The 13,669-nt window shown below is 59.2% G+C and carries 14 protein-coding genes; 2 read left to right on the forward strand and 12 right to left on the reverse strand.

Annotated elements, in window-relative coordinates; all coding sequences use genetic code 11:
• Positions 1–294: 294 nt before the first annotated feature.
• The 10 genes from purM to KTJ78_RS10175 form a co-directional block, all read right to left on the reverse strand.
• Positions 295–1,404, reverse strand: coding sequence for a phosphoribosylformylglycinamidine cyclo-ligase (gene purM, locus KTJ78_RS10130; RefSeq protein ID WP_217135349.1), 1,110 nt, complete (start codon positions 1,402–1,404; stop codon positions 295–297).
• Between the two features lie 142 nt (positions 1,405–1,546).
• Entirely contained in the window at positions 1,547–2,371 is an 825-nt protein-coding gene (locus KTJ78_RS10135; protein WP_217135351.1) for an SDR family NAD(P)-dependent oxidoreductase, read from the reverse strand.
• A 142-nt stretch (positions 2,372–2,513) separates the two neighbouring features.
• On the reverse strand, positions 2,514–3,509 hold the full coding sequence (locus KTJ78_RS10140; RefSeq protein WP_217135353.1) for an alpha-ketoacid dehydrogenase subunit beta: 996 nt from the start codon (positions 3,507–3,509) through the stop codon (positions 2,514–2,516).
• A gap of 9 nt (positions 3,510–3,518) precedes the next feature.
• Positions 3,519–4,487 (reverse strand): thiamine pyrophosphate-dependent dehydrogenase E1 component subunit alpha, encoded by a 969-nt coding sequence (locus tag KTJ78_RS10145; protein WP_217135355.1) that lies wholly within the window; start codon positions 4,485–4,487, stop codon positions 3,519–3,521.
• Between the two features lie 12 nt (positions 4,488–4,499).
• Positions 4,500–4,727, reverse strand: coding sequence for a biotin/lipoyl-containing protein (locus KTJ78_RS10150; protein WP_217135357.1), 228 nt, complete (start codon positions 4,725–4,727; stop codon positions 4,500–4,502).
• 11 nt (positions 4,728–4,738) lie between these two features.
• A complete protein-coding gene (locus KTJ78_RS10155) occupies positions 4,739–5,560 on the reverse strand; it encodes a PCC domain-containing protein (RefSeq protein WP_217135359.1) in 822 nt (273 codons plus the stop codon).
• Positions 5,561–5,792: 232 nt separating this feature from the next.
• Positions 5,793–6,557, reverse strand: coding sequence for an SDR family NAD(P)-dependent oxidoreductase (locus tag KTJ78_RS10160; protein WP_217135361.1), 765 nt, complete (start codon positions 6,555–6,557; stop codon positions 5,793–5,795).
• A 17-nt stretch (positions 6,558–6,574) separates the two neighbouring features.
• Positions 6,575–8,227, reverse strand: a complete 1,653-nt coding sequence (locus KTJ78_RS10165; RefSeq protein ID WP_217135362.1) for a TRAP transporter large permease — start codon at positions 8,225–8,227, stop codon at positions 6,575–6,577.
• A 6-nt stretch (positions 8,228–8,233) separates the two neighbouring features.
• Positions 8,234–8,734: a TRAP transporter small permease gene (locus KTJ78_RS10170; RefSeq protein ID WP_217135365.1), complete on the reverse strand. Its 501-nt coding sequence runs from the start codon at positions 8,732–8,734 to the stop codon at positions 8,234–8,236.
• A gap of 32 nt (positions 8,735–8,766) precedes the next feature.
• Complete coding sequence (locus tag KTJ78_RS10175; RefSeq protein ID WP_217135367.1) at positions 8,767–9,789, reverse strand: DctP family TRAP transporter solute-binding subunit; 1,023 nt, start codon at positions 9,787–9,789, stop codon at positions 8,767–8,769.
• A 381-nt stretch (positions 9,790–10,170) separates the two neighbouring features.
• Here KTJ78_RS10175 and KTJ78_RS10180 point away from each other — a divergent pair, with 381 nt between their 5' ends.
• A complete protein-coding gene (locus KTJ78_RS10180; protein ID WP_217135369.1) occupies positions 10,171–11,109 on the forward strand; it encodes an AEC family transporter in 939 nt (312 codons plus the stop codon).
• Positions 11,110–11,269: 160 nt separating this feature from the next.
• The gene (purF, locus tag KTJ78_RS10185) at positions 11,270–12,736 is read left to right on the forward strand and encodes an amidophosphoribosyltransferase (RefSeq protein WP_217135371.1); all 1,467 of its coding nucleotides are present in this window, start codon (positions 11,270–11,272) and stop codon (positions 12,734–12,736) included.
• 87 nt (positions 12,737–12,823) lie between these two features.
• On the opposite strand, the gene KTJ78_RS10190 is transcribed toward purF, so the two are convergent.
• Together KTJ78_RS10190 and KTJ78_RS10195 are read right to left on the reverse strand one after the other, a co-directional pair.
• Complete coding sequence (locus KTJ78_RS10190) at positions 12,824–13,159, reverse strand: Sec-independent protein translocase subunit TatA/TatB (protein WP_254259597.1); 336 nt, start codon at positions 13,157–13,159, stop codon at positions 12,824–12,826.
• Positions 13,160–13,188: 29 nt separating this feature from the next.
• Positions 13,189–13,626, reverse strand: a complete 438-nt coding sequence (locus tag KTJ78_RS10195) for a hypothetical protein (protein WP_217135373.1) — start codon at positions 13,624–13,626, stop codon at positions 13,189–13,191.
• Positions 13,627–13,669 lie beyond the last annotated feature (43 nt).

Below are 13,669 nucleotides of genomic sequence, written 5' to 3' on the forward strand. Positions count from 1 at the left end.
TCCGGGCACGATAGACAAACCAGGGGCTCCTCTTCAATAGATGGGTGAGTGACTCACAACCAGCCTGGCAAAGAGGGTTTCACCGATATTTTCGACACTTTTTGACCACTCGACGCGCTAACGTCGCCCCGCGAACCCGGGAGCACACGAGCACGGGAACACACGAGCACAGGAACACAGGAACACGGAGGCCCGGGGAGCGCGAGAGACAACAGAGCGCTCACCGGCGTTGCTTGTGTAGTCCACAACGAGGGCCACGAAACCGCGAAAGACTACAGAGGCCCTACAAAACCACTACGAAGCGTAGGCACCAACGAGGCGCACCGCGCCACCGTCGACGCCCTTAGCGCCCTGCTCGAAGCCAGCCAGGTCGCGGGCGCTCTTGCCCACGACGCCGGTCTGCCACACGGTCATGCCCTCGGTGCGCAGCTTAGCGGCAACGGCCTCGGCGCGTGCCGGGTCGACGACCGCGAACATGCCGACGCCCAGGTTCCAGGCGCCTTCGAGGCTCGTTAGCTCGTGACCTGCGACCTGCGCGAGGTGCTGGAAGACGGGAAGCGGCGACCAGGTGGCGCGATCCACCTCAGTCCAGGCGTCTTGCGGCAAGACGCGAGCGAGGTTCGCAGCGATGCCACCGCCAGTGACGTGGCTCAGCGAGTGGATGGCACCGTGCAGCTCCGGGGTCTCCAGAACGCGCAGCAGGGGGCCCGTGTACAGCATGGTGGGCTCGAGCAGCGCCTCACCGTAGGTGGCGCCGAGATCGGCCGCGTGCTGCTCGTAGGTGAGCCCTGCGTCGGCCATGATCTTGCGCACGAGCGAGTAACCGTTCGAGTGCAGGCCCGAAGCGCCGATCGCGAGTACGACGTCGCCGTCTTGCACACGGTCAGGGGTCAGCATGTCTTCGGCCTCGACCACGCCAGCGGCTGCACCCGCGGCGTCATAGTCGTCGTCGCCGAGCAGACCCGGATGTTCGGCGGTCTCGCCGCCAACGAGTGCGGTGCCAGTCGCTTCGCAAGCGCGCGCAATGCCGCCAACGATCGAGGCGATGCGCTCGGGAACGACCTTGCCACACGCGATGTAGTCGGTCATGAAGAGGGGCTTCGCACCCACAACGATGATGTCGTCGACAACCATCGCCACGAGGTCTTGCCCGATCGTGTCATGCTTGTCGATCGCCTGCGCGATGGCAACCTTGGTGCCAACACCATCGGTCGAGGTCGCGAGCAAGGGGCGTTTGTAGCCGAGCAAGGCCGACGCGTCGAACATGCCGGCAAAACCGCCGAAGCCGCCAAGCACTTCGGGGCCGTGCGTGCGAGAAACCGCGGCCTTCATGAGAGCTACCGCGCGGTCGCCCGCCTCAGTATCGACACCGGCTTGGGCATATGCTGAAGTATTTTCGGTCACCCCTCAAGCTTAGCGGCAAACGTGCCGACAGGTTCACTGCCAGGGGCCAAAACGCAGCTGCCCCTCGCAAGAGCGCGAGGGGCAGCGAAAGCTTCGAGCCAAACGGCTCTCATATGCGGCGGATCATTCCACGCGCACCCGCTTAGTGATCTCGAGCCGGCTCGGTGGCCCGCTGAATGAGCCCGCCATCGACCGGCAGGCAAACACCGTTAATGTACTGCGCCGCATCGCTCGCGAGGAAGACTGCGGCCCGCGCAACATCTTGTGAGACACCCATCTTTCCCGTGGGGCTGAGTGCATGCCGTGCGGCAACCATTGCCTCGACCGAATCATAGGCACCGCTGATCTGACGGTACATCATCGGGGTCTCGATGTAACCGGGTGAAATCGTATTCGCGCGGATACCCTTGGCTGCGTACTCGAGCGCGATCGTTTGCGTATAGCCGATGAGGCCGGCCTTGGTTGCGGTGTAGCTCGGGTAGTTGTAGCCGATGTACCGCATGCCGCCGACCGAGGCGACATTAATGATCGAGCCTTTGCCTCGCTCCAGCATGTGCGGCAGCACGTACTTCGTCGTGAGAAAAACGCTCGTGAGGTTCACGTTCATGACGAGGTTCCACTCGTCGAGCTCCATCTCGAGCGGCCCGCCCATACGGGCAATACCAACATTGTTGTGCAGCACATCGATCTGGCCGAATGCCGCAATCGTCGCTTCGACCGCTGCGCGCACCTCATCTGGGTTCGTCACGTTGGCCGTGACTCCGATGACCCGGCCGTTGGTCGAGCCGGGAAACTCTTTTTCGAAGCGATCGAGTGCACCCTGCACCGCTTCGGGGTTCGCGTCGACGAGAGCGACCTTCGCACCCGCCTCGGCAAAGGCGAGCGAGGTGGCAAGGCCGTTGTTCGTTTCGCCGCCGAGCGATCCGCCGCCGAAAACGAGGGCAACCTGCTGTTCAAGAGAAATCATGTGGTTCCTTCACTGTGAAAAATCGTGGGCGCTTACCGCGACTCAGCACGGCTTCGCTCGGGAGACGAGGGGCCCGCAGAATTTCTCATGCGGGCCCCTCACGCGCCGGTGTCAGCCCCGGCGCAAGCTCGTTTGCAAGGGGTTACTTGCCGAGCGCCTTCTTGACGGCGGCCACGACCTGCTGTGCCTGAGGCACGATCGCGTTCTCGAGGGGCTCGCTGTATGGAATCGGTGCGCGGAAGGCGCCGATTCGAACGGGAGCCGCATCGAGGTTGTCCCAAGCGTCTTCGACGACGTTCGCGACAAACTCGCCGCCCCAGCCGTAGTCACGAACCGCTTCGTGAGCAACGACGAGGTGCCGGGTCTTTGCGACCGACTTGTAGACCGTATCCATATCGAATGGGTAGAGGGTACGGGGATCGATGATCTCGATCTCGATGCCCTCTTCAGCGAGCTGCTCAGCGGCTTCGAGAGCCGAGCGGTGCAGCCACTGCGTCGCGACGACGGTGACGTGCTGTCCCTCGCGCGAAACCGCAGCCTGCCCGAAAGGAATCTCTTCAAACGTCACAAGACCCTTGTCGTAATAGAGGTTCTTGTGCTCGAGGAAGATCGTCGGGTTGTCTGACTTCACTGCGGTCTTCAGCAGGCCGTAGGCATCGTTCGCGTTCGAGGGCACGACGACCTCGAGGCCGGGAATGTGCGCAAAAATCGTCTCGAGCGACTGCGAGTGCTGAGCCGCCTTACCGATGCCCGCACCGTGGTTCGTTCGCATCACCATGGGTACGTCGAACTGGCCACCAAACATGTACCGGTTCTTCGCTGCCTGGTTGATGATGCCATCAAAGCCGAGGAACGAGAAGTCAGAGTACATGATTTCGAGAATCGGGCGCAGACCGCGTGATGCAGCTGATGAGGCTGCCGCGAGCAGCACCTCTTCACTAATCGGGGTGTTGCGCACACGGTTCGGACCGAAGGTCGTGTCGAGCTTACGGTTCACACCGTAGATGCCGCCGCCCGTGCCCCAAGTGGTGATGTCTTCACCGAACACGATCGATTCAGGAATCTCTTCGAGAATGTCGTGAAGGGCCGAGTTGACCGCACGCCAGATGGTGAGGTTTTGTGGTTTCTTCGTGGTCATATCGTTTCCTTACGATGCGTACACGTCGGTGAACGCGGTCTCGACAGCCGGGTACGGAGAGTTCTTGGCGAACTCGACGACATCGTCGATCTCGGCCGTAATATCAGCCTCGAGCTTCTCGATGTCGGCCGCGGTGAGCACGCCCTCCTCAATGAGGCGGTTCTGCAGCTTCGCGACGGGGTCTTTCGCACGCCATTCCTCGACCTCGGCCGCATCGCGGTAGATCTCGGTGTCGCCGGCCATGTGGCCGAGGTAGCGGTAGGTGTTCGCCACGATGAACGAGGGGCCCTCGCCAGCGCGTGCGCGCTCGACAGCCTTGTCCATCGTCACGTAAACCTGCTCAAGATCCATGCCGTCAACCTCGAACGAGGGAACGCCATAGGCTTCGCCGCGCTTCGTGAAGTCACGCTGCGCGACCATATCTTCGACCGAGGCCGACTGCGCATAGTAGTTATTTTCGAGCACGAAAATCACGGGTAGCTTCCAGATTGCCGCGAGGTTGAATGCCTCGGCGAGCACGCCCTGGTTTGAGCCGCCGTCGCCAAAGTAGGCAACCGCGACACTTCCGTCGCCCTTCACCTGCGAGGCAAGCGCGGCACCCGTAGCAATGCCAATGCCGGCGCCGACGATACCGTTCGTGCCAAGCACGCCGATCTCTTTCACACCGAGGTGCATCGAGCCGCCCTTGCCCTTGCAGTAGCCGTCTTCGCGGCCGAGAATCTCTGCCATCGTCTTCTTAAAGTCAGCACCCTTTGCGAGCGTGTGGGCATGACCACGGTGGTTCGACGCGATCGCGTCGCGATCTTCAAGTGCGAGCGAGACGCCGACAGAGACGGCTTCCATGCCACTCGAGGGGTGGGTCGATCCGCGAATTTCGCCCTCTTGTGAGAGACCGGGAAGACGGTCTTCGAATTCGCGAATACGCTTCATGAGCGTGAGGCCAGCAAGCCCCTGCTCTTTCACATCAAATTCAGCCACGTTGGGCCCTCCTTAAGCGACGGTTGCGAAGGTGTCGCCGAGGTTGACGACGTCGCCCTCTTCAGCCTTCTGGCTAACGACGCCTGCTGCGGGCGACTTGAACTCGGCGACAAGCTTCGAGGTCTCGAACTGTGCAAGCACGTCGCCCTCGGCGACCGTTGCGCCGTCGGCCACGAGCCATTCAACGAGATCGGCCTCTTCTTCTTCGCCGAGGAATTCCTGGTTGAGTACTACGTCCATGGTGTTGCTCCTTATTTGCTTTCTTGGTTCATTTCTTGGAGGACAAGTTCGAAGGTCACCGCGACAGGATTTGCCCCCGCGATGAGTTCACCGGCGTGCACGACGCCGTGACGATCGACCATCGTGCAGCTCAGACGAACCTCGGGTTCTGCGGCCGAAAGGTCTGATACATGGCCGATAAGGGCGATGACCTCGGTACCGGGGCCATCAACCCGGAAGGTCTCGCGGGTAGCGCGGTTCACGAACTCGCCGCCCACGAGACTGCCGATTCCAGCCCGCACGCTCACCGAGTCAAACCCGGAGGCCTTGCTGGTTTTGATGATCGCTTCGGTGATGTCTTCACCGGGAAGAACCCGAGCGACCACGGTATTACGGAGTTGGGTTTCAACGGTCACGTCGAAGACCCTCCTTTCGCTTGCGTGTGGGGTAAAAACGGGCATGTCAGTTTCTGTGTCATCGGCACTAATGAGGTCGACGCCGTCGAAGATGTGCACAACAGCGTGCACGCCTTCAGCACCGACGATCGTGTCTGACCAGAGGTGACCGCCAAGGGTCTCGCCTTCAGCGTTCGCCCACATGCTGTGACTGTGTACGAAGGGCTCACCGAAGCGATGCCCAATCGTGGCTGCGCCATAAATGTAGCTGGCGCCGGGCGTGGTGCGTGTTTCAGAGAAGCCGACGGCTTTTCGGTCGTCACCCGCCGTGGGAATAACGTAGCTCACCGGATCGCATGATCCCGAGTACAGCTCTGCGGCACCGCTCGTGGCGCCGTGCTCAGCGACGATGTCGGTGAGCTGTTCTGTTAATGATTTGCCTTGGGAGAGCTGCCGCACAATGGTTTTGGATTTGACCGCTACCGGTTGAATTCTTGGCTGTAAGCGCTCCCCAGGATGTGTGAGTGGTTTCACAGTGTTCCTAACGCTTGTGGCTGGTGCGTGAGGGCTGGCTTGTGACGAGCGCTCACGCCGTGGCAGTTGGTACTACCACTGTAAGGAAGGGTGCATATGAACTTGTTGGTGGTGTTGCAAGGTGGGGCGACGGCGACTACGCCGCCGCCCCGAGGTATTACCCGATCGCGGCGCCGCCGCAAACCTTAATGGTTTCGCCGGTCACAAAGCTCGCGATGGGTGATGCGAGGTACGCCACCGCCCCAGCGATCTCGTCTGGCGTGCCGAGCCGTTTGATCGGCTGGTTTGAGAAGTCGTACTCGACCGACTCGGTCATCGGGGTCGCAATGGGCCCCGGCGCAACCGAGTTCACGGTAATGCCGAGCGGACCGACCTCTTTCGCGACCCACTTCGTGAGCGCGATCATGCCGCCCTTTGACGCAGCGTAGGCGGGGCCTGAGCGGCCTCCCCCGTCGCCGCCCGAAAGCGGGCCACCCATGATGCCTGAGATCGATGAGACGTTAATGATGCGCCCGTACCCCTGGTTTTTCATGTGCGGGTAGATTGCCTGCTGTGTGAACAGGAACGTGCCCTTGAGGTTCGTTGCAATGTCGAGCTCCCAAAGTTCATCGGTGAACTCTTCAAGGCCGACACGACTTGCCGTGCCTGCGTTGTTCACAACGATGTCGAGGCGCCCAAGCTCAGTAACAAACGCGTTAATCGTGTTCGTCACCTGTTCGCGATCACGCACGTCAACCGAGTAGGAGACGAAGCGCTGCTCGGGGTACTGCGTTTGCAACTCGGTTGCAAGCTCGGAGCCGTCAATGAGATCGACAATACCAACGCTTGCGCCCTGCTCGGCAAGGTGCCGCACAATCGAGGCACCGATGCCACGAGCTGAGCCGGTCACAATCGCGGTTTGTCCTTTGAGTGTTGTGCTCATCAGAAATTCCTTATCATTTATTTCGTAAAGTAGGCCGCGGTCATGCTGCCGAGATCTTTAAAGAAGCTCCCGGTCATTTCGACTCCGTTCACCATCACTGTGCCGTCAGCGCTTTGTGCACCGATAAGCTCAAGCAGATCTGGCAAGAAGTTCGAGATCATAGGAACAAAGGCCACAAGGAGTAGGAAGGCAATGCCGCTGAGAAGGAAGGGAACGATGCCCTTCGACGCTTCAGCGAATGAAATCTTCGCAATGCCTGCGGCAACAAAGAGGTCAAGCCCAACGGGCGGCGTGATGAGCCCAATCGCGAGGTTCAACGTCATCATGACACCGATCGTCGTAATATCCATACCCACCTCGAGCAGGAGCGGCACCACAATCGGGATGAAGAGATAGAACGCCGAGATTGCGTCGAGGAACATGCCAGCGATGAGCAGAATCAGATTCACCATGAGAATGATGAGAATCGGGTTCGAGGTCACCTGCAAGAGGCTGCCTGCAATGTGGTCGGCAATCTTGAAACGAGTCAGCACGTAGGCGAAGAGCGAGGCAGAACCGATGATAAACATGATTCGTGATGCCTGCAGACCAGATGCCGTGAAAATGAGACGCAGATTCTTGAGCTTCAGGTCGCGGCTCACAAAGAAGCCAACGAGCAAAGCGTAGATCACTGCGACCGCTGCAGACTCGGTCGGGGTAAAGATACCGCCGTAAATACCACCAAGAATGATGACGGGAACGAGCAGCCCGGGCAGAGCACGCAGGAAGGCGCGGCCGATCACGGGCCACGGGGCACGCTCTGTTCGGCGTTGCTGGCTGAGGGCCTGGGTAATGAAGGTCGTCGAGACTTCTTCTTCGCGCGAGGCCTCAGCGAGACTCACGTCGGCGCCCATCTGGTTGATGACCTCGGTCTTCGTGCCCGAGAAGTCGATCTTCTCAACGCTACCAACGCCAGCAGTCGTGTTCGCTGAGCCCGCGGTCGCGTTCGCGGTCGCAACTTTCTCGGGGCCGGTCAAACGGCCGGTCGCCTTACGAATGTGCGCTTTCGCGTTTTCAGCAACATCGCTGTATTCACGAGGCAAGAACTTCGTCACAATGTAGAGCGTGACGCCGAGCAAAATACCTGGAACAACACCGGCCATAAAGAGGCGGCCGATCGAGACGCGCTCGTAGTCCTGCGCGATCACGGCGAAGACAATGTACGCGATGCTCGGAGGCAAAATAATGCCGATCTCACCCGCCGAGGCGACAAGGCTTGCCGCATGACGTTTCGAGTAACCGTAGCTCACGAGTGCTGGAATAAGAATCGTACCGATCGCGGCAACCGTGGCGGGGCCAGAGCCCGAGACTGCCGAGAAGAGCAGGGCGGTGATCACTGTGGTGAGGGCGATGCCGCCCTTCTTGTGCCCGACGAGGGCATCGGCGAACTCGATGAGTCGCTTCGAGATACCGGTGAGCTCCATGATGACACCGGCAAGAATGAAGAAGGGAATCGCGAGCAACGTCTCGCCCGACAGCGAGGCGTAGAACACACCGGTCATCGGAGCGAGCGCAATCATGCCCGATTTGAAGGTCACTGCCGCAAGAGCCGAGACCCCCATCGAAAAGGCGACGGGAACGCCGAGAAACAGGAGCACCAGGAAGGTGCCAAAGAGAACGAGTTCAAGCATGAGTTGTTACGCCTCCTCTCGGTAATCGGGCTCTTCGTCAAGGTCGCGACCCTGCCAAACGAGCACCAGTTGTTGAAGTGAGCGGATCGACGCCAGTGCGGCGCCGAGAGGAATAGCCATCGTAAAGAGCCCTTGCGACATGCCGAGCGCAGGCGTGGTGCGCCCCGAAGCAAACTGCTTCATCGCAGTCTCGTAGCCGTACCACATGAGGAAGGCTAAGAAAACGAGCATCACGATGACAATCAGCGTCACAACAACTTTATGAAGCAGGCCCTTCGAGTTATCTCGAAGTACCGTAAAACCGGGGTGGGTATTGTATTTAATACCCAAAGATGCACCCACCATGATCATGAGCACGGCGAGGTTTGTCACCAGCTCTGTTGAAAATGAAAGCGATGCATGCAGCACGTAACGCGAAATGACATTCGCGAACACGAGCAGTGTGATGACCGAGAAGGCGGTAATGAGTACCGCCTTCTCGATTTTCGTCAGAACTTTATCGAACACTAACGTAAACCCTAAGAGTCTGAGACGTAGTCTTAGTTCGCGGGGTTGACAGCATCGAAGACCGTTTCAGTCCACTTCGGAGTCCATGATTCATAGAGGGGCTGAAGCGCTTCGCGGAAAGCGGCGATCTGTTCAGGGCTCAGCTCATCAACCTGCATGTCTTCCTTGAACTCAACGAGCTGCTCGTCTTCACGATCGCGGCTCATCTTGATCTGGAACTCGTTGGCCTCATCAGCAGCTTCCTGCACGATGGCCTGATCCTCTTCTGAGAGCTCATTCCACATGTCAAGGCTCATGCCGAGCAACAGGGGATCATACACGTAGTTCAGAACAGAGAGATAGTCCTGAACCTCGGGCAGCCCGCCGCTATAGATGACATCGAAGGGGTTCTCCTGGCCATCAATCGTGCCGTTCTGCAGCGAAGTAAAGACCTCGGCGAAGTTCATCGCGACCGGGTCAGCACCGAGCGACTTGTACATATCGATGAAGAGCTCTGAGCCGGCGACGCGGAACTTGAGGTTCTTGAAGTCTTCTGGCTTCGTGATCGCGTGCTTGCTGTTGGTGATCTGGCGGAAGCCGCTCTCACCGAAACCAAGCAGTTTAACGCCCTGCTCCTCCGCGAGGTCTTTGTACGCGTCGAGACCGGTCGCGGCGATAACCTCATCTGCCTGCGCGTAATCGTCGAACAGGAAAGGAGCCGTGATCGCACTGAACCGAGGATCAATGCCCGAGTAGATGATGGGTGAGTTGTACGAGAACGCCTTCTGCCCGCTCATAAGCTGTTCAACACCCGCGGCCGGATCGCCGCCTGAGAGCTGCTCGTTGCCGAAGACGTTGAGGGTCATGCGACCATCAGATTTCTCGGCGAGAAGCTCACCGAACTTCTCTGCTCCTGCGTACCAGGTTGACGTGTCACCAACAGTGACCGTCATGTCCCAGTCATACGATTTCTTATCTGCCGAGTCGGCCCCTCCGCCGTCACCGTTGCCTGAGCATCCGGTGAGCATGAGAGCTGCGATTGCCGTAAGCCCTACAGCGACCTTGCTGATTTTCATGACTCCTCCTCCATTGAGAGTTAGCTGTATTGGGTATCTACAGGTTGTGCCCATCTTCTGCGCCGAGGGGTATTCGGCCGAAGACATCCAATATTCAGGATGGTAATACCAAAGGCACAGTAACACAGGTTTGGCACACAATGCGCATCGCCCAACACAAGACGACTAGCCAGTATTCACAAGAAACCGAGGGGACCAAGCAAAAAGTTTGGCTCAGTGAGTAGCCTCTTCCTTGGTCTAACGCTGGGAAACTTGGGCCAAACAACGGCAAAAATCCGGTAGCACCAATTTTTTATCACGTGGTTTACACTGTGAACGACGACCATTCGGGCTCCGTATTTGCTGCCCGGCACCCCACCAGAGATCGGAGATCTCACCCCCATGCAAGCCATCTTGACGGTGCTTCTTCCCCTCTTCATCGTCATTCTTGTCGGATTCGTGGCCAGCTACAGCGGTCGCTTTGCGCGCGCCGAAAGCTCCATTAACGCTCTCGTCTTCAACGTCGCTCTACCAGCCCTCCTCTTCATGGCCGTGCTTGATGGAACGCCGCTCGATAGCTTTCCCGCGCAGTACCCCTTTCTCATCATTCTGACTCTCGTCGCTACTTCACTCATACTGTTCGGTTTCATCTTCTTTGCTGGCAAACGAACCGCTCGAGTTGCGGCGCAGGTCGCCATGGGTGGCGCTTACGGCAACGTGGTGTACTTTGCGATCCCCATTGCCATGGGGCTTTTTGGGCCGATCGCGGGCGTCACCGTCGGCATCGGCCAGATGGTACACAATCTGCTGTACATGATTTTTTACCCCGTCATTGTGAGTCTGCTACCCGACGGCAACCGGGTCTCAGTCTGGCAAATTGCCAAAAAGGCCGTGCTCTTTAACCCGGTAGCGATGAGTATTGTGCTCGGCCTGGCCTACGGCTACTCGGGACTTCCGATGCCAACGATCGTGGCCGATCCGCTCAATTTGCTCGGCCAGATCGCTACCCCGGGCGCCCTCTTTTGCATCGGACTCACCTTTCGGCAGTCATTTCGAGCGTTTACCGGCGGATCAGTCAAGCCGCTCGACCTCACGGTCAGCGTTATCGGCAAACTCGTCCTGCTCCCGCTCATCACCATCTTCGTCGTGCGCGTGCTCTTCCCCGGCATGAGCGAGGTCTGGGCGAGCAGCATGATTCTCATGGCCGCGATGCCAACCTCAACGACCGCTTACCTTGCAAGCGTTGAGTACGACAAAGACGCGAACCTTTTGGCAGCAACGGTAGTGGCAACAAGTCTCTGCTCGGTCATCACCATCCCGCTCTTCTTACTCCTGATCTAAACGACCGTCGGGTTCGTGGCGGTGAGCTCCTGCTTTGCATCAGATGCACGGTCCATCGCCAGCTAGCGCTCACCTGAGACACCAAGAGTGTGCAAAAATGGGTCAGTGCCATCTCGCGTCGCACACCATTTCGGCAGAAGGACTCAAAGGACTCACCCGTATGACCGGCATTGTTGGAATCGTTTCACAAGAACTTGCAAACCAGCAGATTTACGACAGCCTTCTCCTCTTGCAACACCGTGGCCAGGATGCCACTGGTATTGCGACCGACGACGGCAGCCGTTTTCACATGTACCGTGCCCGCGGCCAGGTGCGCGAGGCGTACCGCACCCGCGACATGCGCACCCTGCTCGGCAACATCGGCGTAGGCCATGTGCGCGGTTTCACCGCTGGCGAGGCTGCGAGCGAGGAAGAATCGCAGCCCTACTATGTCAACGCCCCCTACGGCCTCATCATGGTGCACAATGGCCATCTCACGAACACTCGCGAGCTCTCGGCCGAGATGTACAACATTGATCGCCGGCACCTCAACACGACGTCTGACACCGAGATTCTGCTCAACGTGCTGGCGAACGAGCTTGAAGACAGCGTCTCAGGCCGCGGCCTAGAACTCACCGATGATCAGGTTTTCGAGGCAGTGAGCCGCTTGCACGACCGAGTCGAGGGGTCGTATTCGGCCATCGCCCTCATCTCGGGCCACGGCCTCATTGCGTTTCGCGATCCCTTTGGCATTCGCCCGCTCGTGCTCGGTCGCCGTGAGCACGCCTCGGGCCGAACCGAGTGGATCGTCGCCTCTGAGTCGCTCGTGCTCGAGTCAGCCGGCTACGAGCTCGTGCGCGACGTCACTCCAGGAGAGGCGATTCTCATCGCGCCCGACGGCGAGATGATCTCACGACAGTGCGCTAAGCAGTCGACGCTCGTTCCCTGCTCGTTCGAGTACATCTACCTCGCCCGACCCGACTCCGTCATCAGCGACATTCCGGTCTACGACGCCCGCCTACGCCTCGGCGATGTGCTCGCCGAGCAGATCGAGCAGGCCGTTCCCTCTGGCGCCATTGACGTCGTCATGCCCATTCCCGATTCGGCCCGCCCGAGCGCGATGGAGGCGGCGCACCGCCTCGGCATCGCTTACCGTGAAGGGTTCTACAAGAACCGCTACATCGGCCGCACCTTCATCATGCCCGGCCAGACCGTGCGCCGAAAAGGCGTGCGCCAGAAGCTCAATGCCATGGGCATCGAGTTCAAGGGCAAAAACGTGCTCATCGTCGACGATTCAATCGTGCGCGGCACGACCTCACTCCAGATCGTCGAAATGGCCCGCCAGGCCGGCGCAGCGTCGGTCATCTTCGCCTCAGCGGCACCAGAGGTCAAGCACCCTCACGTTTACGGCATCAATATGCCCTCACGCAAGGAGCTCATCGCCCACGGACGTTCAAACGATGAAATTGCGCGCATGATCGGTGCCGACCAGCTCATCTACCAATCGGTTGAAGGCATGAACCGTGCCATTCTTGCTGGCCAAAGCGCGGTGACAGCGCTCGAGAACAGCTGTTTCACGGGTGAGTACATCGCGGGAAACGTCAATGACGAATACCTGCGCTGGGTCGAGGCAAATCTCGACAGTTAAGGCCTTCCACCCACAGCAAAAGCCCCGCGAAACACTTCGGTTCGCGGGGCTTTTGCGTTACGGCGCTATTACGCCGAGTTCGCGCGATTAATCAGCGCGTGGGGTTTCTGTTGCTGCGGCCTGCTGACGCAGTGCCTCGGCCTCGGCCTTGGCCGCCGCCGCTTCTGCGCGTGCCTGAGCCAGCTCGGCCTGAGCCTGCTCCGCCTCAGTAAGCGCTACGGTAGTGGCCTCGCTTGACCCTTCAACTGCTGCTGCAGTCGCGTCACCCTTTGCTGGGGTGATGTCGTCGCTGCTGACCTCTTTTTTCAGAATTTTCATCGACTGTCCCAGCGACTTCGCGAGTGCAGGCAGCTTCGGTGCACCAAACAAGAGCAACACGATAAAGAGAATGACAATGAGGGTTGGCCCCGAAAGATTAGGCATTATTGTCTCCGATCACGGTAATGGCTTCATTATTGCACGTCAGTGTGAACGGCTACTCCAGAACCACGTTTGCGACGAGCGAAGAGGTTGAGAATGAGCCCGAGGAGAGCACCTGCGAAGAGCCCGATCGCAGCGCCAAGCACGAGCATAAAGCCTGCAATCTGACGCATCTCATAGAGTGCCTCTGGGTCAACGGGGCGAAGCAATGTGAGAATCACTGCAAGAACGCCGCCTATGATCGCTCCGACGATCAGCAGCCGCCCGAAGCGAACCGAACGCTGAATCGAAACATCTACCTGCTCTTCGGTCACCACGGGTTCACTCATGACCGGTGCGGCTTCGGTTGCCTCAGCCGGGTCGTGAACCTCGGCTGCATCGGCCTGCATCGGGGCATCGGTCGCGACGCCCTCGTGCGCCCCTTGCCCGGGATCGTGCGCTCCCGCAGGAGTCGCGTTTTGCTCATTCATATATCCATTCTCGCATTTCCTGGCTCAAAGAATGCCACGCCGG

It is taken from the genome of Leucobacter chinensis (assembly GCF_019049105.1).
Lineage (GTDB): Bacteria > Actinomycetota > Actinomycetes > Actinomycetales > Microbacteriaceae > Leucobacter_A > Leucobacter_A chinensis.

Coding starts and splice junctions, on each gene's coding strand:
- KTJ78_RS10135 (WP_217135351.1), bottom strand. CDS start 2,371: ATGATTTCTCTTGAACAGCAGGTTGCCCTCGTTTTCGGCGGCGGATCG.
- KTJ78_RS10140 (WP_217135353.1), bottom strand. CDS start 3,509: ATGACCACGAAGAAACCACAAAACCTCACCATCTGGCGTGCGGTCAAC.
- KTJ78_RS10150 (WP_217135357.1), bottom strand. CDS start 4,727: ATGGACGTAGTACTCAACCAGGAATTCCTCGGCGAAGAAGAAGAGGCC.
- KTJ78_RS10160 (WP_217135361.1), bottom strand. CDS start 6,557: ATGAGCACAACACTCAAAGGACAAACCGCGATTGTGACCGGCTCAGCT.
- KTJ78_RS10165 (WP_217135362.1), bottom strand. CDS start 8,227: ATGCTTGAACTCGTTCTCTTTGGCACCTTCCTGGTGCTCCTGTTTCTC.
- KTJ78_RS10175 (WP_217135367.1), bottom strand. CDS start 9,789: ATGAAAATCAGCAAGGTCGCTGTAGGGCTTACGGCAATCGCAGCTCTC.
- KTJ78_RS10180 (WP_217135369.1), top strand. CDS start 10,171: ATGCAAGCCATCTTGACGGTGCTTCTTCCCCTCTTCATCGTCATTCTT.
- purF (WP_217135371.1), top strand. CDS start 11,270: ATGACCGGCATTGTTGGAATCGTTTCACAAGAACTTGCAAACCAGCAG.
- KTJ78_RS10190 (WP_254259597.1), bottom strand. CDS start 13,159: ATGCCTAATCTTTCGGGGCCAACCCTCATTGTCATTCTCTTTATCGTG.
- KTJ78_RS10195 (WP_217135373.1), bottom strand. CDS start 13,626: ATGAATGAGCAAAACGCGACTCCTGCGGGAGCGCACGATCCCGGGCAA.